The sequence below is a fragment of the Lysobacter koreensis genome, from assembly GCF_042677045.1.
GTDB lineage: Bacteria > Pseudomonadota > Gammaproteobacteria > Xanthomonadales > Xanthomonadaceae > Lysobacter_K > Lysobacter_K koreensis.
The window spans coordinates 299,758-319,004 of sequence record NZ_JBHTIH010000007.1; the positions used below are offsets into that span (position 1 = coordinate 299,758).

At 70.0% G+C, this 19,247-nt stretch carries 12 protein-coding genes; 7 read left to right on the forward strand and 5 right to left on the reverse strand.

Going from position 1 to position 19,247, the window contains the following annotated elements; translation table 11 throughout:
* Positions 1-19: 19 nt before the first annotated feature.
* Positions 20-781 carry an endonuclease/exonuclease/phosphatase family protein gene (locus ACFQZQ_RS13500; RefSeq protein WP_386813438.1) on the forward strand — a complete coding sequence of 254 codons (762 nt, stop codon included), beginning with the start codon at positions 20-22 and terminating at the stop codon, positions 779-781.
* Positions 782-913: 132 nt separating this feature from the next.
* Here the strand turns inward: ACFQZQ_RS13500 and ACFQZQ_RS13505 are convergent, their stop codons facing one another.
* Complete coding sequence (locus ACFQZQ_RS13505; protein WP_386813440.1) at positions 914-3,817, reverse strand: TonB-dependent receptor plug domain-containing protein; 2,904 nt, start codon at positions 3,815-3,817, stop codon at positions 914-916.
* 151 nt (positions 3,818-3,968) lie between these two features.
* On the reverse strand, positions 3,969-4,769 hold the full coding sequence (locus tag ACFQZQ_RS13510; RefSeq protein WP_386813442.1) for a sulfite exporter TauE/SafE family protein: 801 nt from the start codon (positions 4,767-4,769) through the stop codon (positions 3,969-3,971).
* Positions 4,770-4,875: 106 nt separating this feature from the next.
* Here ACFQZQ_RS13510 and ACFQZQ_RS13515 point away from each other — a divergent pair, with 106 nt between their 5' ends.
* The 6 genes from ACFQZQ_RS13515 (at position 4,876) to ACFQZQ_RS13540 (ending at position 14,330) form a co-directional block, all read left to right on the forward strand.
* A complete protein-coding gene (locus ACFQZQ_RS13515) occupies positions 4,876-6,966 on the forward strand; it encodes a lytic transglycosylase domain-containing protein (RefSeq protein ID WP_386813443.1) in 2,091 nt (696 codons plus the stop codon).
* 10 nt (positions 6,967-6,976) lie between these two features.
* Positions 6,977-7,885 carry a complex I NDUFA9 subunit family protein gene (locus ACFQZQ_RS13520; protein ID WP_386813444.1) on the forward strand — a complete coding sequence of 303 codons (909 nt, stop codon included), beginning with the start codon at positions 6,977-6,979 and terminating at the stop codon, positions 7,883-7,885.
* A 96-nt stretch (positions 7,886-7,981) separates the two neighbouring features.
* Positions 7,982-11,938, forward strand: a complete 3,957-nt coding sequence (locus ACFQZQ_RS13525) for a chemotaxis protein CheB (protein WP_386813445.1) — start codon at positions 7,982-7,984, stop codon at positions 11,936-11,938.
* Positions 11,935-12,312, forward strand: coding sequence for a response regulator (locus ACFQZQ_RS13530; RefSeq protein ID WP_386813446.1), 378 nt, complete (start codon positions 11,935-11,937; stop codon positions 12,310-12,312). The genes ACFQZQ_RS13525 and ACFQZQ_RS13530 overlap by 4 nt, the downstream gene beginning before the upstream one ends.
* Positions 12,313-12,410: 98 nt before the next feature.
* Positions 12,411-12,788: a PH domain-containing protein gene (locus ACFQZQ_RS13535; protein ID WP_386813447.1), complete on the forward strand. Its 378-nt coding sequence runs from the start codon at positions 12,411-12,413 to the stop codon at positions 12,786-12,788.
* 318 nt (positions 12,789-13,106) lie between these two features.
* Complete coding sequence (locus ACFQZQ_RS13540; protein ID WP_386813448.1) at positions 13,107-14,330, forward strand: multifunctional CCA addition/repair protein; 1,224 nt, start codon at positions 13,107-13,109, stop codon at positions 14,328-14,330.
* 384 nt (positions 14,331-14,714) lie between these two features.
* On the opposite strand, the gene ACFQZQ_RS13545 is transcribed toward ACFQZQ_RS13540, so the two are convergent.
* From ACFQZQ_RS13545 to ACFQZQ_RS13555, 3 genes are all read right to left on the reverse strand, one after another.
* Positions 14,715-17,315, reverse strand: coding sequence for a TonB-dependent receptor plug domain-containing protein (locus ACFQZQ_RS13545; RefSeq protein WP_386813449.1), 2,601 nt, complete (start codon positions 17,313-17,315; stop codon positions 14,715-14,717).
* A 195-nt stretch (positions 17,316-17,510) separates the two neighbouring features.
* On the reverse strand, positions 17,511-17,930 hold the full coding sequence (locus ACFQZQ_RS13550) for a VanZ family protein (RefSeq protein WP_386813450.1): 420 nt from the start codon (positions 17,928-17,930) through the stop codon (positions 17,511-17,513).
* Positions 17,931-17,941: 11 nt separating this feature from the next.
* On the reverse strand, positions 17,942-19,192 hold the full coding sequence (locus tag ACFQZQ_RS13555) for a class I SAM-dependent methyltransferase (RefSeq protein WP_386813451.1): 1,251 nt from the start codon (positions 19,190-19,192) through the stop codon (positions 17,942-17,944).
* Positions 19,193-19,247: the final 55 nt, after the last annotated feature.

The window sequence follows — 19,247 nt, forward strand, 5'->3', positions numbered from 1 at the left end:
CGCCCCCGCGATCCCCGCCATGGTGGCCCCCCGCCGGCTTCGGCTGCTCAGCGCCAACATCCAGGCCGGCTCCAGCACGCGCGGCTACCACGACTACGTCGCGCGCAGCTGGTCGCACGTGCTGCCGGCCGGCAACAAGCGCGGCAGCCTCGACGCGATCGCGCAGCTGGCGGGCAGCCACGACATCGTCGGCCTCAACGAGAGCGACCCGGGCAGCCTGCGCTCGGGCTTCACCAACCAGACCCACTACCTCGCCCAGGCCGGCGGCTTCGACTATTGGAGCCACCAGCCCAACCGCAGCGTCGGCGGGGTCGCCTCCAGCGCCAACGGCCTGCTCAGCAAGCTCGAACCGCGCGAGGTCATCGACCACCCGCTGCCCGGCCGCATCGCCGGGCGCGGCGTGCTGATGGCGAACTTCGGCCACGGCGACGACGGCCTCACCATCGCGATCGCCCACCTCTCGCTCGGCGCGGCGTCGCGCACCTCGCAGCTGTCGTTCATCGCCGAGCTGCTGCACGACCACCCGCACGCGGTGCTGATGGGCGACTTCAACTGCTCGATCGACCGGCCCGAGATGCAGGCGCTGTTCCGCCAGACCCGGCTGCAACCGCCGGCCTGCGAGGTGCCGACCTTCCCGAGCTGGCGCCCGCAGCGCGCGATCGACCACATCCTGATCGGCGACGGCCTGCGCTGCACCGGCACGCAGGCGCTGGCGGCGGCGTTCTCCGACCACCTGGCGCTGTCGCTGGAGCTGGACGTGCCGGAAGTGGCGTTGCGCTGACGGGGCTGCGGCTGCCTGCCTGCTTGCAGGCGCGAGTGCCTGCGCCAAGTCGGGATCCACCTCTGGGCAACAAAGAAAACGGCCGGTGGAAATCCACCGGCCGTCGTCGTTTTCAACCTGGCGATCGTGCGATCAGAAGCGCAGATCCGCGCGCACGTACCAGAAGCCGCCACCGGGCAGGTCGTAGGTGGAGCCGTCGAAGCTGTTGAGGTTGCACGACAGGCACACCGGCGGGTCCTTGCCGAACACGTTGTTGGCGCCCACCAACAGCTGCAGCCCGCGCATGTAATCAAACTTGTAGCCGACCTGGACGTCGTGGAACGTGGTGCTGCCCAGGCGATTCTGGTTGGGTCCCGGGTTGTCCGGGCAGAAGTCCGTGCCACCGTCGCCGCTCAGGTCCACGCCGGAGCAATCCTCGGTCATGTCACTAACGTGGCGTGCCGTCCAGGCCGCCGTCCAGTTATTGCGCTGCCAATCGAGCGTGGCGGTGGAGTTCCAGCGCGGAATCGAACGGGTGACCGGATCGCTGACCAGCACGCCGACCTGCAACGGCTGGCGCGAACCGTCGGCGCCGACCGCCTCATAGTTGCCGACCCACGAATTCTGCCAGCTGACCTTGAAGTCGCCGATCGCAGTCTCGGGCAGCGCCCAGTACACGTCGAAATCCCAACCGTCGGTCTTGATGACGTTGAAGTTCGCCAGGAAGTTGGAGAACTCTTCGATCTGGTCGGTGCTGGCATTGCGCACGATGCCGTTGCAGTACTGCGGGTCCAGCGTCTGCACGCACAGGTTCAACTGGGTCTGCGGATCCGGGGCCTGGATCGCGCCTTCTATGCGGTGCTTGTAGAACGTGCCCTCGAAGTCGACGCGCTTGGCGATCGCGGAGTCCTCGAGGAACGAGGGCGTCCACACCATGCCCATCGAGAAGCTCTGCGAGCGCTCGGGCTCCAGCGTCGGGGTACCGCCGGTGTTCACGCCGATCTGTGCATCGAACTGTGGCTGACCCGGTGCGACGCCCAACGCAGCGCAGTTGGCCGCGTTGCGAGCGAAGTTGCCTCCCAGGCACGGGTCGGTGATGGCGGCATCAAATCGAGTGCCCAGACCGAACAGCTCGCCGATCGAGGGCGCCCGGAAGCCTTCGGCGTAGGTGCCGCGCAGCAGGAATTCGTCCACCACCTGCCAGCGCAGGCCGAACTTGGGCACGAACTCGCCACCGAAGGTGGAGTAGTCGGAGTAGCGGCCGGCGACGTTGAGGTCGAGCTTCTTGCCCCAGCTCGAATCGGCCATCAACGGCACGTTGAGCTCGACGTAGACCTCGTTGACGTCGTATTCGCCGCGGGTCGGCAACGACGGCACGCCGTTGTACTCGCCGCGCACGGTCTGCGGATCCGGGTCGTAGGAACCTTCGTACTTGCGGTACTCGTAGCCGGTCGCGAACGACAGCGGACCGGCCCACATGTCGAACAAATCGCCGGAGACGTTGGCCGTGGCCAGGGTCAGCTTGTTCTCGCTGCGGTCGCGGAACAGTGGGCTGATGTAAGCCAGCATCTCCGGGGTGATGGTGTTGAAGCCGAAGATGTCCAGCGGCGTGCAACCCGGGGTCGCGGCGCACACGGCCGGGTCGCCGAGCGCGGTAACGATGTTGCGGATGTTGTAGCTGCCGCGATTCTCCTGCTCGGCCTCGTTGGTGCTGTGGGCGAGGTTGGCGTCCCAGAACCAGCCGCGACTGCCGACGTCGAAAGTGCCTTCCAAACCGGTGCCGAAGTAGGCGGTGTCGACCTGCTGCGAGAACAGGCGCGGCCCACCCTCGATCGGACGACGGCGGATGGTGCGAATGTTGCTGGGGTCGAGCTGGATGCCGAACGGGTTGAACGGCTGGTTTACGGGGATCACGGCGTTGGATGCGAACGCCGTGCCGCTGCCCGGGCCGATATCGATCGGCTCCGGCGCGGCCTGGTTCAGCGAGTCGCGGCGGTTGAACAGCGCGCGCGCGTACCAGTTGAGGTTGTCGCTCAGGTCGAAGCGGAACTGGCCGAACACGCCGGCGCGCTCGGACGGCGTCTGCGCGAGGTTGAACTGCGCGTAGTTGAACGCGTCGCGGGCGCCCGAAAAACAGCGGAAGCCGTCCGGACGATCGGCGCCGCCGGCGCAGTTCGGCAAGCCCGGAGTGTAGGTCGGGTTGGTCAGCGTGGGATCGGTGGTGAGGTCGTACTGCCCACCGTTGCGCGGGTCGACGAAGCGGAAGCGCCCACCGGGCACACGCGTACTGCCCAGTTCCAAACCGGTGCCGAACACCGGGTCGCGGGTACGCGCGCGATCCTTCGAGAACACTTCCTGCTGGTCGTAGTAGCTCGCGCCGAGGAACCAGCTGGCGCGCTCGCTGGAACCGCCCCAGGCCAAGTCGACGCCGGAGGTCTGGCCGTCGCCGTCCTCGTACTGGCCGTAGTTGGCGGTGATCTGCACGCCATCGAAATTGCGACGGGTGATCACGTTGACCACGCCGGCGATCGCGTCGGAGCCGTACAGCGACGAGGCGCCGTCTTCCAGCACCTCGATGCGCTCGACGATCGCCAGCGGGATGGTGTTGAGGTCGGTCGCGCCGCCCACGCCCGAGGCCGAGGACTCGTTGACCCACCGCATGCCGTCGACCAGCACCAGCACGCGCTTGGTGCCGAGGTTGCGCAGGTCGACCGTGGTCGCGCCGGCGCCGGTGCCGCCGCCGTCGGACGGAAAGCCGTCGTTGCCCGACGCGTTGCGGGTGCGGTTGAAGCCCGAGCCCGAGCCGGTGATCTGCTGCACGACATCGCCGATCGAGGTCAGACCCGTGCGCTCGATGTCGGCGCGGGTCAGGGTGTGGACCGGTACCTGGCCTTCGATCTCGGCCTTCTTGATGCGGGTGCCGGTGACCTGCACCGAGTCCAGGGTGGTGGCTTCGGACGGGGAGGGCGCGTCCTGCGCGGCCGCGAATCCGGGAACGGCGATCAACAACGACAGCTGGATGGCTTTCGCCAGGCTTTGACGGCGCAGTGCTTTCATCGACTCTCTCTCCGTAGCAAGTGTTGGAAATGACTGAGTGCGCGCCGCTCCCCCCTGATTGGGGCGACGTAACGTGGTTGTAAACAATATGTGAACCCGCCACAAGCGGCAAAGTGCACGGACGCTGGATTCGCGCGCGGTCGTGGGCGGCTCAGCCGCCGAGCAACAAACTGGCCGCGACCGTGACCAGGAAGCCGGCGAACACGCGCTTGAGGGTCTGCCCGTCCAGCCGGTGCGCGAGCCGGGTGCCGTACGGCGCGGCCAGCACCGAGGCCATCGCCACGCCGATCGCCGCCGGCAGGTAGACATAGCCGAGCGCGTGCTGCGGCAACGCTCCCGTGGGCGCATGCAGCGCGTAGCCCAGCGCGCTGGCCAGGCCGATCGCGACCCCGCACGCGGACGAGGTGCCGACCGCGCGCACCGGGGCGATCCCGCGCCAGACCAGCAGCGGCACGGTCATGCTGCCGCCGCCGATGCCGACCACCGCCGATACCGCGCCGATGCCGACCCCGGCCGCGCTCATCAAGGCGCCGCGGGGCGCCGGCACCTCGCCAGCGACACCCGCGCGCGGCGCGCCCAGTAGCAACTGCGCGGCGGCGAGCAGGCAGTAGCCGGCGACGAGGTAACGCAGCACGTCGCCGTCGATCTCCACCGCCACCGCGCTGCCGAGCCAGCCGCCCAGCAGCAGGCCCGGCACCATCCAAGCGACGGTCGGCCACAGCACGCTGCCGCGCTTGGCGTGCGCGCGCGCCGAGGCGGCGGCGGTCAGCACGATGCTGGCCAGCGAGCTGGCCAGCGCCGCATGCATCGCCGCCTCGGCCGGAATGCCCAGCGACGGCAACAGCCACGCCAATGCGGCGACCAGCACCAGCCCGCCGCCGACACCGAGCAGGCCGGCGAGGATGCCGGCGACCACGCCCAGCGCGAGGAACAACAGCAATGATGCAAGCACGAGCTATCCGGTGATGGCGAAGCGAATCGCGCGATCGTAACGCGCGCTGAGCGCGCGTCGCGCAGCGCCGACCGATGCTTCACATCGCTCGTCTATAGTCCGGCGCATGCGTATTCGACCCCCAATCCGCCCGCTGGTGCTCGCGCTGGCGGCACTCACCACGACCTTCGTCACCGCCGCGTGCGCGCAGACCACCGCGTCCGCGCCGATCGCCGCGCCGGTGCCGACAACCCCCGCGGCCGACCCGCGCCTGCCGCGCGTGCGCGCCGCGCTGGAGGCGGCCGAACGCGGCGGCTTCGACGCCGCGCAGTACGCCGACCTCGCTGGCCATCCGCTGTACGGCTGGATCGAGTACGCCAGCCTGCGCCGCGGCATCGACACGCTGTCGAACGCGCAGGCGCAGGCGTTCCTCGCCCGTCATGGCAACCAGGCGGTGGCCACCGCGTTCCGCGAACTCTGGCTCGCCGCCGCCGCGCGCCGCGAGGACTGGCCGGCATTCCTGGCCGCGTGGAAGCCGGGCACGGCCAGCGTCGGCCTGCGTTGCGCGGAATTGAACGCGCGCCAGGCGCTCGGCCGCGCCGACGCACGATGGATCGCCGACGCGCAGCAGATCTGGCGCAGCTCCGGCAAATCGTTGCCGGGCGAATGCGATGCGCCGCTGGCGGTGCTCGCCGCCAAGGGCGGCTTGCCGGCCGACCTGCGCTGGCAGCGCATCGACGCGGCCGCGGCCGAATGGCAGCCGACGGTGATGCGTTCGGCCGCGCGTGGGCTGCCGGCCGACGAGGCCGCGCTGGCCAACGACTACGCGGCGTTCCTCGAGGCCGTCAACGAACGCGCGCTGGCCTGGCCGAAGACCGAACGCAGCCGCCGCATCGCCTCGCACGGCCTGGCGCGGCTGGGCAAGTCAGTGCCGATGGCAGCCGAGGCGCAACTGCCCAAGTACGCCAACGCGCTGGGCTTCTCCGACGCCGACCGCGGCCGCGTGCTGTACCAGGTCGCGCTATGGACGGTGGCCTCGTACGAACCCGAATCGGCGCGACGCCTCAACGCGGTGCCGGAGGCCAGCTACGACGACAAGCTGCACGAATGGCGCGCGCGCGAGGCGATGGCGCGCTCGGACTGGCGCGCCGCGCTGGCCGCGATCCGCAAGATGCCGCCCAAGCAGCGCGCCGATTCGCGCTGGCAGTACTTCGAGGCGCGGCTGGCCGAGCGCACCGGCGAGCAGGCGCAAGCGCAGCGCCTGTACAGCGAGGCCGCGAAGAAGCCCGAGTTCCACGGCTTCCTGGCCGCCGACAAGCTCAACCTGCCGTACGCGCTGTGCCCGCTGATGCCGGATGACAGCGCTGCGGCGCGCGCCGCGATCGCGCGCGACCCGGCGATCGTGCGCGCGATGGCGCTGTACAACCTGCAGCGCAAGAGCTGGGCCGAGCGCGAATGGAACGAGGCGCTGGCGCGCTTCGACGACGCGCAGCGGCGGCGCGCGGTCGAGGTCGCGCAGGCCAATGGCTGGTTCGACCGCGCGGTGTTCGCGCTGGGCAAGGACGCCAGCGGTACGCCCAAGCCGGACGAACTGCGCCTGTACCACCTGCGGTTCCCGCTGCACCACGACGCCAGCATCCGCCGCGAGGCCGCGCGCAACCGCATCGACCCGGCCTGGGTCGCCGCCGAGATCCGCGCCGAGAGCGTGTTCGATCCGCGCGCGCGCTCCGGCGCCAACGCGATGGGCCTGATGCAGGTGCTGCCCGGCACCGGCGCGGCGGTGTCCAGCCGCATCGGCGTGCCGTGGGCCGGCGCCGACAGCCTGTACGTGCCGGACACCAACATCATGCTCGGCAGCGCCTACCTGCGGCAGATGCTCGACCAGTACGGCGGCCAGCCCTACCAGGCGATCGCCGGCTACAACGCCGGCCCGGCGCCGCTCGCGCGCTGGCAGTCGCAGCGCCCGGGGATGGACCCGGACTTCTGGATCGAGACGATCAGCTACAAGGAGACCCGCGACTACGTCGCGCGCGTGCTCGCCTTCAGCGTGATCTACGACTGGCGCCTCAACGGCGATGCGCTGACCCTGAGCGAGCGCATGCGCGGTCGCACCGACGGCGCGCGCAAGCGGTTTGCCTGCCCACTGGCGTCGCCGCCGGCTGCGGCACCCGCGCCGGCCGCGGCGACCACGCCGGCGAAACCGTCCCGCAAGAAGTGAGGTGGCCGCCATGGCCCACCAGCATGTCGTGATCCTCGGGGGCACCGGCTTCGTCGGCCGGCACCTGGTCCCGCGCCTGCTCGGCGACGGCCACCGCGTGACCGTGCTCAGTCGCGCGTTGCACGCCGATACGCGCACCGCGTTGCCGCCCGGCGCCGAACTGCGCGAAGGCGATCCGTTCGATGCCGGCTTCCTGCGCGACGCGTTCGAGGACGCCGACGCGGTGATCAACCTGGTCGGCATCCTCAACGAGGACGGCGACAGCGGCAGCGGCTTCGAACGCGTGTTCATCGGCCTGACCGAAGCGGTGATCGCGGCGATGCAGGCCGCCGGCGTGCGCCGGCTGCTGCAGATGAGCGCGCTGCATGCCGGCGAAGGCGACAGCCACTACCTGCAGGCGCGCGGCCGCGCCGAACGCGAGGTGCTCGCCTCGCGTCTGGACTGGACCGTGTTCCGGCCGTCGGTGATCGCCGGCCCCGGCGACGGCCTGTTCTGCCGCTTCGACCAGCTGCTGCGGATCGCCCCGGCGTTGCCGATCGGCCGCGCCGACGCGCGGTTCCAGCCGGTCTGGGTCGGCGACGTGGTCGAGGCGTTCGCGCGGGCCTTGCGCGACCCGGCCAGCATCGGCCAGCGCTACGACCTGGTCGGGCCCGAGGTGCTGACGCTGGCGGAGATCGTGCGCATGACCGCGCAGGCGCGCGGCCGCCACCGCGCGGTGATCGCCCTGCCCGAGGTGCTCGGCCGGCTGCAGGCCGAGATCGGCGAGCACCTGCCGGGCAAGCCGATCAGCCGCGACAACTGGCGCTCGTTGCAGACCGATTCGGTCAGCGACGACGACGGCCTGGCCCGCCTCGGCATCGCCCGCACCGCGGTGACGCCGCTGCTGCCGCAGATCCTCGGCGCTCCCGCGCGCGGATGACGCACAGCTGCCGCGGCCCCGCGCCGCGGCAGTGACAGCGCGCGTGGCGGGGATGGATACTGGCCTGTCACACGGCCCAAGGCGCAAGATCACGCGATGTCCTCCGATCCCACCGCGTCGCGCCGCAAACCGCGCAGGGTCATTCCGGCAGCGGCGACCACCGGCGACGGTGATGCAGCGCTGGCGAGCCGCAAGACGTTGACCGCGCCTGCGTTGCCGCCGCTGATTGTCGGCATCGGCGCGTCCGCCGGCGGCCTGGAAGCGTTCAAGAGCTTCTTCGCGCACATGCCCAACGACAGCGCGATGGCCTTCGTGCTGGTGCAACACCTGGCGCCGCAGCACACCAGCCTGCTGGCCGAACTGGTCGGGCGCAGCACTGCGATGGAGGTGGTCGAAGCCAGCGACGGCGAGCGCGTGCAGCCGGGGCATGTCTACGTGATCCCGCCCGACGCGACCCTGACCATCGCCGACGGCACCTTGCAGCTGAGCAAGCCGGCGCCGCCGCGCCAGCACCGCTGGCCGATCGACACGTTCTTCATGTCGCTGGCCGAGGACCAGGGCGATTGCGCGGCCTGCATCGTGCTGTCGGGCAGCGGCAGCGACGGCGCGCGCGGCCTGCGCGCGGTCAAGGAGCACGGCGGCCTGACCCTGGCCCAGGCCGGCTTCGACCACGCTGCGATGAGCGGCATGCCGGCCAGCGCGGCCGCCACCGGCCTGGTCGACGACGTGCTGCCGGTCGAGCAGATGCCGGCGCGGCTGCTCGCGCACCAGCAACAGCTGCGCATCGCGCGCGAACAGGCCGGGCCCGATGGCGTCCGCCACGACGTGCCCAGCCACCTGCGCGAGATCACCCGCCTGCTGCATGCCGACAGCGGCCACGATTTCAGCCAGTACAAGGAAAAGACCCTGGTGCGCCGCATCCAGCGGCGGATGCAGGTGCTGCAGACCGCGACCGCGGCCGACTACCTCCAGCGCCTGCGCGAGGAGCCGGCCGAGCTCGACCTGCTGTTCCGCGAGCTGCTGATCAGCGTCACCGAATTCTTCCGCGACCCGACCGCGTTCGACCTGCTGCAGACAAGCGTGTTTCCAGCGCTGCTGGCCGAGAAGGGCGCCGCCGACACGCTGCGGGTGTGGGTGCCCGGCTGCGCCACCGGCGAGGAGGCCTACTCGATCGCGATCGCGCTGAAGGAGGCGATGGCATCGGGCCACGGCCAGCCCAAGGTGCAGATCTTCGCCACCGACATCGACGATCGCGCGATCGCCAGCGCGCGCGCCGGCCGCTTCCGCGGGCCGCTGACCGGGATCTCGCCGCAGCGGCTGGAGCGCTGGTTCCTGGCCGATGGCGACGACTTCGTGGTCAGCAAGGCGATCCGCGAGCTGTGCATCTTTTCCCCGCACAGCGCGATCAAGGACCCGCCGTTCATGCGGCTGGACCTGATCTCCTGCCGCAACCTGCTGATCTACATGAATGCCGAGCTGCAGGAGCGGCTGGTGCGGGTCTTCCACTACGCGCTGCAAGCGCATGGCTATTTGCTGCTGGGGCCGTCGGAAGGGCTGTCGCGCAACGCGCGCCTGTTCGGCGTGGTCGACAAGAAGCACCGGCTCTACCTGCGTCGCGAGGACGGCAACGCCCGCCTGCCGGCGCTGCCCGCGCGCTACACGCCCGGCGCCGGCTTTGCCGCGGCGGCCCGCAACGCCGCCGCCCCGGCCCGCGCCGGCGCCGAGGACCTGATCGAGCGCAACGCCCGCCGCGTGCTGGAACGGCACTCGCCGGCCTACGTGGTGATCGACAGCCAGTGCGACGTGCTGCGGTTCTGCGGCGACACCGGCCGCTACCTGCAGCCGTCCTCGGGCGCGGCCAGCCTCAACCTGTTCGCGCTGCTGCACAAAGGCCTGCGCGGCGCCGCGCGCGTCGGCGTGCAGCAGGCCTTCGCCCAGCAGCGCCCGGTGGTGCAGGACGACGTTCTGCTGCAGATCGACGGCCAGCGCCGGCTGCTGCAGCTGATCGTCGAACCGCTGCCCGAGGCCGACGGCGCCGGCGCGCTGTGCGTGGTCGCGTTCCGCGAGCGCGAGCCGGCCGCAGCCGCGCTCGCCGGCCAGGACAGCGCCGACAACCGCCGCGTGCAGCTGCTGGAGCAGGAACTGGAGGCCACCCGCCTGCAGCTGCAGGCGGCGATCGACCAGCAGGAAACCGCCAACGAGGAGCTGAAATCGGCCAACGAGGAATACCAGTCGGTCAACGAGGAGCTGCAGTCCTCCAACGAGGAACTGGAGACCTCGAAGGAGGAGATGCAGTCGATCAACGAGGAGCTGCAGATCGTCAACGCCGAGTTGTTCAACAAGAACACCGCCCTGACGCGCGCCAACAGCGACCTGCGCAACCTGATGGAAAGCACCCAGATCGCGACCCTGTTCCTGGATGCGCAGCTGCACGTCACCGGCTTCACCCCGACCGTCAGCGCGCTGTTCCACCTGCGCGACGGCGACCTCGGCCGGCCGATCACCGAGATCTCCTCGCGCATCCCGTATCCGGACCTGGAAGCCGACGTGCGCCAGGTCTCGCGCAGCCTGGGGATGGTCGAGCGCCTGCTGCAGGGCCACGCCCACGGCCCGGTGTTCCTGCTGCGGATGCACCCCTACCGCACCATCGACAACGTCATCGACGGCGTGGTGCTGACTTTCACCGACATCACCGAGCGCCGCCGCCACGAGCTCGAACGCGGCACGCTGGCGGCGATCGTCGACTCGTCCAGCGACATCATCATCGGCCACGCGCTGGACGGCACCATCACCAGCTGGAACGACAGCGCCCGCGTCACCCTGGGCTATCCCGCCGGCAAGGCGCTCGGCAAGCCGCTGTCGCTGCTGGTGCGCGCCAGCGCACCACAGCTGCAGACGCTGCTGGCCGGGTGCGGGCAGCCGCAGCCGACGAGCTTCGAAATGGAATGGCTGCACCACGACGGCGGCACGGTGCAGGTCGCGGTGACCTGTTCCCCGGTGCACGACGCCGCCGGCCAGGTGATCGCCGGCTCGCTGATCGCGCGCGTGATCGACGACCGCGTGCGCGCGGACCGGGCGCTGCAGGCCAGCGAACGCCGCTTGGCCCAGCTCATCGACCAGACCACCGCCGGCTTGGCCGAAGTCGAGGCCGACGGCCGCTTCGTGCTGGTCAACCCGGCGTTCTGCGAGATCACCGGACGCAGCGCGCAGGCCCTGTACGCACTGCGCCTGCAGGACGTCACCCACCCGGCAGACCTGGCCGTCAGCGTGCAGGCCATCGAGACGCTGCTCGCCGGCGGGCCGGCGATGCAGATCGAAAAGCGCTACCTGCGTCCCGACGGCTCCGCGGTGTGGGTCATCAACAGCATGTCGCGCATGGAGTCGCTAAACGGCGAGCCGCGGCGCATCCTGGCGGTGGTGCAGGACATCAGCGAACGCCGGCGTGCGGCGCAGCACCGCGAACTGATGCTTGGCGAGCTCAACCACCGGGTCAAGAACACCCTTGCCAGCGTGCAGTCCATCGCGTTGCAGACCCTGGCGCACGCGCCGTCTACCCAGGCGTTCAAGGAGACGTTCCTGGCCCGGCTGCAGGCGCTGTCCAGCACCCACAACCTGCTGGCGGTCGACGCCTGGAGCGGCGCCTGGCTGAACGAGATCGTGCTCAACGAGCTCGCCCCCTATCGCCGCGAGGGCCACGTGCAGGCCGAGCTGGACATCGAAGACCTGCAACTGACCCCCAAGACCGCGCTGGCGCTGAGCATGGCGCTGCACGAGCTGACCACCAACGCGGTCAAGTACGGCGCCTTGTCGGTGCCCGAGGGCCGGGTTGCGGTGCGCGGCGAAGGCCGTTACCGCAACGGTGGGGCCTGGCTGCACCTGGAGTGGCGCGAGCATGGCGGGCCGCCGGTGGCGCCGCCGGCGCGGCGCGGCTTCGGCTCGCGGCTGATCGCCGACGGGCTCGCGTTCGAACTCGACGGCGACGTGGCGCTGCAGTTCGAGCCCGATGGCGTGGTCTGCACCATAGACGTGCCGCTGTCCGAGGACGAACCATGAGCCAGCCTGCCCCCGGTTTCGGTTCCACCCGCGCGCGGATCCTGATCGTCGAGGACGAGGCGTGCCTGGCGATGATGCTCGAGGACCTGCTGCGGGACGCCGGCAACGAAGTGCTCAAGGCCGCGCGCGTGCACACCGCGCTGGAACTGGTGGAGAGCCAACGCTTCGACGCCGCGATCCTCGACATCAACATCGCCGGCAAGCCGGTGTTTCCGGTGGCCGACGCGCTCAGGCAACGCGACGTGCCGCTGATGTTCACCTCCGGCTACGGCTACAAGGGCCTGCCGGACGAGTACAGCGCGCACCCGATCCTGCAGAAGCCCTATGGCCTGGAGCAGCTGCAGCAGGCACTGCTGGCGTTGCTGCGCGGCTGACACGCGCGCAGGCCGGCAGCGTCCGCGACAAGGTGCAGCCTGGCCAGCCCGGCCCTAGGATGGCGCAGCTTCTTTCCCCCGCCCCACAGGACACTGCCATGGGACTGCTCGACACCCTGCTCGGCCACGCCGGCGAAAAATCCGTGGACAAGCTCAGCGAAGATTTCGCGCCGCTGCTGGCGCCGGGCGAAACCCTGCAACGCGCGTTCGGCCTGATCCGCGACCTGATCGTGTTCACCGACCGCCGGTTGATCCTGGTCAACAAGCAGGGCGTTACCGGCAGCAAGGTCGAGTACCTGAGCCTGCCCTACCGCAGCATCGTGATGTTCTCGCTGGAGACCGCCGGCCACTTCGACCTCGAGGCCGAACTGCGGATCTGGGTGTCGGGGCAGGCGGCGCCGATCGAGCGCAGCCTGGGCCGCAACTCCGGCGCGCAGGACATCGTGTCGCTGCTAGCGCAGCACGCACCGCGGTAGGGCCGTTGGGTCAACGGCACCGTTGGTTCGTCGGGATGCGGAACTCTATTCAATGCTTGGTCCCGCGATGCCCAAGCGCTTTGGCTATTGCTCGTCATTCCCGCGAAGGCGGGAATCCATGGACTTCGCCTTGGCTGCTGCGAGGCTTGAGAAGCAACGTCCTTGGATTCCCGCCTTCGCGGGAATGACGGACGAAGGCAACTGCAACTGCAACTGCAACTGGAAACGCAACTGCAAACGCAACTGCGGATTTCCCGCTACGGTCGGAATGACAATGCTCCCCACCAACTGGCCTGTCAGCTTGTGCCCAATTCATCCATGAACACCTACCTCGTAGGCGGCGCCGTGCGCGACCGCCTGCTCGGGCTGGCGCCGGGCGACCGCGACCACGTGGTGGTCGGCGAAACCCAGGCCTCGATGGAAGCGGCCGGCTTCAAGCCGGTCGGGCGCGACTTCCCGGTGTTCCTGCACCCGCTCAGCGGCGAGGAGTACGCGCTGGCGCGCACCGAACGCAAGTCCGGACGCGGCTACCGCGGCTTCGTGGTCGACGCCGATCCGTCGGTGACCCTGGACGAGGACCTGGGCCGGCGCGACTTCACCATCAACGCAATCGCGCAGGCCGAAGACGGCACCCTGGTCGATCCGCACGGCGGCGCGCGCGACATCGACGCGCGCGTGCTGCGCCACGTCGGCGCCGCGTTCGTCGAGGACCCGTTGCGGGTGCTGCGCGCGGCCCGCTTCATGGCGCGCTTCGCGTCGCTGGGTTTCCACGTCGCACCAGAAACGATCGCGCTGATGCGGCAGATGGTCGACGGCGGCGAGCTGGGCGAGCTGGTGCCCGAACGCGTGTGGCAGGAACTGCGCCGCGCGCTCGCCAGCGAAACCCCATCGGCGTTCCTGCGCACCCTGCACGACTGCGGCGCGCTGGCGGTGGTGCTGCCCGAGGTCGAGGCGCTGTACGGCGTGCCCCAGCGTGCCGAGTTTCATCCCGAGGTCGACACCGGCGTGCATGCCGAACTGGTCTGCGACATGGCCGCCAAGCTCGCGCCCGGCGACGACCTGGTCGGTTTCGCCGCACTGACCCACGACCTGGGCAAGGCGCTGACGCCGGCGCACGTGCTGCCCAAGCACATCGGCCACGAGCAGGCCGGGGTGGCGCCGCTGCGCGGCCTGTGCGAGCGGCTGAAGATCCCCGCCGAGCACCGCCAACTGGCCGAAGCGGCCTGCCGCGAGCACCTCAACGTGCACCGCTTCGACGAATTGCGCGCGGAGACCGTGGTCAAGCTGATCGAACGCTGCGACGGCTTCCGCAAGCCGGCGCGCATTGCCCAGCTGGCGCTGGTGTGTGAGGCCGACAAGCGCGGCCGCACCGGCCACGCCGATGACGATTACCCACCGGGCCGCGCATTGCGCGCGGCGCACGCCGCCGCGTGCGCGGTGCGCGCGGGCGAACTGGCCGAGCAGTTCAGCGGCCCGGACCTGGGCGAGGCGGTGCGCAAGGCGCGCATCGCGGCGGTCGCGGCGGTTACCGGCAAGCGCTGAGCGTCGCGGTGGCTCCCACCCTTCTCCTTGCCCAAAGCGCAGGGGGAGGTTGGGAGGGGGTGCCTTTGCGGTTGTTGTTCCTGAACTCCAACGGCAACCGCAAAGGCACCCCTCCCCAACCCTCCCCTGCTTCGCAAGGGAGGGAGTAGATGCGGGCAGATGGGGCGGGCCCGCACAACGCGCCCGGCGCTCTTCGGTACTCGTGCCGATGGCTCGCAGGCGAATCGCATCGCCCCCTGCTTCGCAAGGGAGGGAGTAGATGCGCGGCGCGAAGAGAAGGACGAGGAAAAAAACGCCGGGCGATCCTAGGACCGTCCGGCGTGTTGATGCCCTTGTCACGTTGACCAGGCGCGCAGCGTTCCCCCGCTGCGCCCGTTGCCTATCTCAGAACTTGAAGCCGACCCGCGCGTAGTAGAAGCCGCCGTTGAAGCCGTACGGCGCGTGCACCGGGTACTGCGCGCCGGCGATGCCGCCCCACGGGTTGTTGTCGGGCACCTTGTCCAGCAGGTTCTGCGCGCCGAGGTTGAAGTACAGGCCCGAGGCGAACTTCCAGCCGATCTCGGCGTCCAGCGTCACCGCGCTGCCCTCGTTGATCGGCAGGCCGCCGTCGTCGAGGTGGTCCTCGAAGAACGAGCCGTAGTAGTTCACCCGTGCGTTGGCGTGGAACACCTCGCGCTGGTGGTTGATGCTGAAGTAGCCCTTGGTGCTCGGCAGCGATTCCTCCAGCTTCTTGATCCGCACCGGGGTGATGATGCCCGGGGTGAAATCGTCGACTTCGGTCTTGTTCCAGTTGGCCGCGAGCGAGTAGGTCGTGTCACCGCCGAAGTGTTCGCTGGCATAGCTGGACACGAAGTCCACGCCGGACGTGGTGGTGTCGAAGTCATTGACGAAGAACTGCACCTCGCTGATCGATGCCGCCTCCGGGTTGCCGCCGGCCACCAGGGCAGCGCGATCGGCGTCGGTCACGGTGAAGAAGTTGCTCAGGGAGATCCGATCCTCGGTCTTGATGCGGTACCAGTCGGTCGTGACCAACCAGGGGCCGCTGTCCCACACCAGGCCGAGCGAGACGTTCTGCGATTCCTCCGGCGTCAGCGGCTCGGCGCCGTAGAACGCGGCGATCGGGTTGGTCGGCGACAGGACGGCGGTGTCGCGCAGCAGGCCATTGATGAAGGACGTGGTCACCTGCTCGGCGTTGGCCTGGCCCGGCGTCGGCGCGCGGAAGCCGGTGCTGACCGCACCGCGCGCGGCAAAGGTCTCGGTGAAGTCGAAGCGGCCGGTCAACTTCCAGTTGGTGGTGCCGCCGAAGTCACTGAAGTCCTCGTGCCGTACTGCCGCGGCCAGCAGCAGCTGCTCGGTCAGGCGGCCTTCGGCATCGACATAGACCGCCCAGTTGTCGCGGCTGTTCGAGCCGGCCGTGCGCGGGTTGAAGCCGTTGAAGCCGTTGGAGCCCAGGGCGAAGCCCTGCGAGACCAATGGCCCGATCGCGAAGGAGGACAGATCGCCGGCCTTGACCTCGAACTCTTCCTCGCGCCATTCCGCACCCATCGCCACGCTCAGCGGCCCGGTGGTGAAGCCGGTCTCGAAGTCATGGCCGATGTCGAAGTTGAAGGTGGTCTCGGTCTGGGTGTTGCCGCCAGGGGCGAACTCGTTATCGCCCGGCTGGTTCGGTCCCTGCGAGGCATTGACCGTGTTGAGCATGTAGAAATCGATGTCGTTGCGACCGTGGCTGCCGCTCAGGTCCCAGTGCCAGCCGTCGCCCCAAACGCCCTTCAGGCCCAGCACCAGCGACTGGTCTTCCATCCGGCCGCCGAACTGCGGGGTGAAACCGCCGGGGAACTGCGCCAGGAAGGTGAAGCATTCCGGCGGCAGTGCGGCGACCGCGGCGGCGACGCCCGCGTACGGCAGCAGGTTGCCGTTGGCACGCAGCGCGATGGTCGGGCAGGTGACGGCGTTGCTGGTGTTGAGGTCGCCGATCAGCAGGGTCTGGCCGCCGTCGTTCGAATACACGCCGTTGCGCGTGGTCGGGTTGCGGTAGTAAAAGCCGCCTTCGACGTCGCGCTTGGCGTAGTTGCCGAAGCCGTAGAAGCTGACGTTTTCGCCGTCGACGCCGAAGTTGGCGATGAACTTCATGTCCTCGTGGACCTCGGGCGAGCCCCAGATCTGCGCCGGGTTGCGCACGCCCGGGTAGCCGGCGGCCGCGACTGCCGCGGCGTCGTCCCGCTGCACGCTGCGCGAGGTCGGATCCGCGTCGCGCCATTCGGCGGTCAGGGTGGCGAAGCCGTTCGCGGTCAGCGGCAGCCCCACCTGCGCCGAGTATTGCTGGGTGAAGCCGTCGCCTTCGTAATGCTCGCCGGCGAACGCTTCGACGGTGCCGCCGTGGTCGATTTTCTTCAGGCCGAAATTGATCACGCCGGCGATCGCGTCGGAACCGTACTGCGCGGCCGCGCCGTCGCGCAGGACTTCGACCTGCTCCAGCGCCAGCGACGGGAATACCGAGATGTCCGGGCCCTGCGAGCCGTCGGACAGGCCGTGGCCGAGGAAGGTGATGACCGCCGCGCGATGGCGGCGCTTGCCGTTGACCAACACCAGGGTGTTGTCCGGCGGCAGGCCGCGCAGGTTGGCCGGGCGCACCAGGGTGGCGGCGTCGTCGATCGGAATGGTGCTGACGTTGAACGACGGGATCATCGTGCGCATCTTGTCGAGCACGTCGACCGACGGCTGGTTGTGGAATTCCTCGCCGCCGAGGATGTCGATCGCCACCGCCGAAGTGGACTCGGTGCGCGGCTTGGTGCGCGAACCCAGCACCGAGACGGTTTCCAGCGTCGTGGTCGGCTCGTCGGCTGCCGCGGCCTGCGCCTGTGCGCTGGCTTGCGCGGTGGCGCTGTCCGGGTTGCTGCTGTCTTGCGCGAAGGCGGGATGGAGGGTGCCGGCGGCCAGTGTGGCGATCACGGCGAGCGTGAGACGGTTGCGGTGAATGGCGATCATGCTCGGGTCCTTGAAGTGGTGGACGGACTCCCCCTGTCGAGCCCTGACCAGAGCTTCACCAATGTTTAACCTTTGCGCAAGCGGGCCGCGTGGTTTGCCGAAGCTGTCGGTTGAAGGAGGGGCGGCCCGTGTGGGGCCAACCTGGCCCGGTGGGATGCCCGCCGCCGGACCGGGCGCCGCCCGCCAGCGACGCGCTCAGGGCAAACGCGCGTCGAGCCGTTGCAGCAGCCCGGCCCATCGCGGCGAGGCCCGGGCCGACACCAGCCCGGCCAGCACGCCCGCGGTATTGGCGACCGCGTCGCGCAGTTCGCCGCTGCGCGAGTCGGTCAGTTGCGCCTGCGCGAACTCGAGCGCGAAGCCCAGGGCGACCAGCCCGGCCGCGGCCCAGGTTTGCGCGCGCATGCGCGCGAACAGCATGCCGGCGTACGCCGACAGCGCCGCGTAGCCGAGGAAGTGGCCGAACTTGTCGAAGCCGCTGAACGGCGCCGGCGGCAGACCGCGCGCCGGCAGCAGCGCCAGCCCGACCAGCACCAGCAGGCCCAGTGCGCCGATCCCCAGCCACAGCCGCGGGCGGCGGAACGCGCGCAGCACGGCGCCGCGCGCTGCCGCGCTCACAGCAGGCTCGTTCAAAGCCGGAAACTCAGGTCGCCCGCCAGGAACGCGGCCCCGAACTCGACGCCCTTCTCGAAGCCCATCACCTGGAACCGCTCGCCCATCTCGCTGGGCAGGGTCAGGCGCTTGACCTCGTTGTGGCGGCGCTGGCGTTCGCCAACGTCCTCGATCTTCTCGATGCGCTGCAGCACCTGCGCCAGGCCGTTGCCGAGCAGGAAGCTGGCCTGCGAGCAGTACCCGGCGAACCCGAAGCCGGCGGCGACCCCGGCCTCGGCCAGCGCGGTGAAATCCACCGACGCGGTCAGGTCCTGCAGGCCGGGCCAGCGCAGCGGGTCGGCATGCATGCGGTGGCGGTAGAACGCGCGCAGGGTGCCATCGCTGCGCGCGGACTGGTAGTACTCGGCGCGCGGGTAGCCGTAGTCGACGAACAGCATCGCGCCGGCCGTGAGCCCGCCGGACACCGCCTGGATCCAGTACGGCAGCTGCGGCAGCAGTTCCGACCGGTAGCCCTCGGCGAACGGCGTACCGAGCGCGCGCTCGAGCTGGCGCACCGCGTTGCCGAGGAACGCATCGGCCGGCCGCAGCACGCGCGCGAAGCCGTCGCCGTCGACCACCACGTGCTCCTCGTAGACCTCGCCGTGCTGGATCGCGAAACGCGGCGTCGGCAGCGCGTCGATCACCTCGTTGGCGAACAGCACGCCGTTCCAGTCGTGCGGCAGCGGCCCGTCGAGCCACTCGACCAACGCGAACAGCGGCGGCGTCAGGCGTTGCTGCAGGCGTTCGCGCTGGCGCTCGCGCAGCTGCGCGCTGGGCTCGAGGATCGCGTAGCGGTCGGGCAGCGCGTCCAGCTCGAGCAGGCGCTTGAGCACGACCTCGGCGAACGCGCCGGTGCCGCCGCCGAGCTCGAAGAAGATCGCATCAGCGCCCAGCTGCTGCAGCACCGGCGCCACGCCCTGCGCGACGCAGGCGGCGAACACCGGCCCCAATTCGGGCGCGGTGACGAAATCGCCTTCCTGCCCGAACTTGCTGGCACCGGCGCTGTAGTAGCCCAGGCCCGGCGCGTACAAGGCCAGCTCCATGAAACGCGAGAACGGGATCGCCGCCGTTTCGCTGGCCGCGATCTCGGCGCGGATGCCCGCCGCCAGCCGCGCGCTGTGGGCGAGCGCGTCGGCCTCCGGCGGCGGCAGGGACTGGCTTTCGCGCTGGCGCTCGGGGAGCGTGGGCTCACGCGACGGGAAATCGGGGGACGTGGGTGCGGGGGGCATGCCGGCAGGCGTCGCGGACGCATGGGAAACTGCGTGCAGGATACGGCAGCGACCC

Excerpts from the sequence above, each read along its gene's own strand:
- ACFQZQ_RS13500 (WP_386813438.1), top strand. The coding sequence starts at position 20 with ATGGTGGCCCCCCGCCGGCTTCGGCTGCTCAGCGCCAACATCCAGGCC.
- ACFQZQ_RS13505 (WP_386813440.1), bottom strand. The coding sequence starts at position 3,817 with ATGAAAGCACTGCGCCGTCAAAGCCTGGCGAAAGCCATCCAGCTGTCG.
- ACFQZQ_RS13515 (WP_386813443.1), top strand. The coding sequence starts at position 4,876 with ATGCGTATTCGACCCCCAATCCGCCCGCTGGTGCTCGCGCTGGCGGCA.
- ACFQZQ_RS13520 (WP_386813444.1), top strand. The coding sequence starts at position 6,977 with ATGGCCCACCAGCATGTCGTGATCCTCGGGGGCACCGGCTTCGTCGGC.
- ACFQZQ_RS13525 (WP_386813445.1), top strand. The coding sequence starts at position 7,982 with ATGTCCTCCGATCCCACCGCGTCGCGCCGCAAACCGCGCAGGGTCATT.
- ACFQZQ_RS13530 (WP_386813446.1), top strand. The coding sequence starts at position 11,935 with ATGAGCCAGCCTGCCCCCGGTTTCGGTTCCACCCGCGCGCGGATCCTG.
- ACFQZQ_RS13535 (WP_386813447.1), top strand. The coding sequence starts at position 12,411 with ATGGGACTGCTCGACACCCTGCTCGGCCACGCCGGCGAAAAATCCGTG.
- ACFQZQ_RS13540 (WP_386813448.1), top strand. The coding sequence starts at position 13,107 with ATGAACACCTACCTCGTAGGCGGCGCCGTGCGCGACCGCCTGCTCGGG.
- ACFQZQ_RS13545 (WP_386813449.1), bottom strand. The coding sequence starts at position 17,315 with ATGATCGCCATTCACCGCAACCGTCTCACGCTCGCCGTGATCGCCACA.
- ACFQZQ_RS13555 (WP_386813451.1), bottom strand. The coding sequence starts at position 19,192 with ATGCCCCCCGCACCCACGTCCCCCGATTTCCCGTCGCGTGAGCCCACG.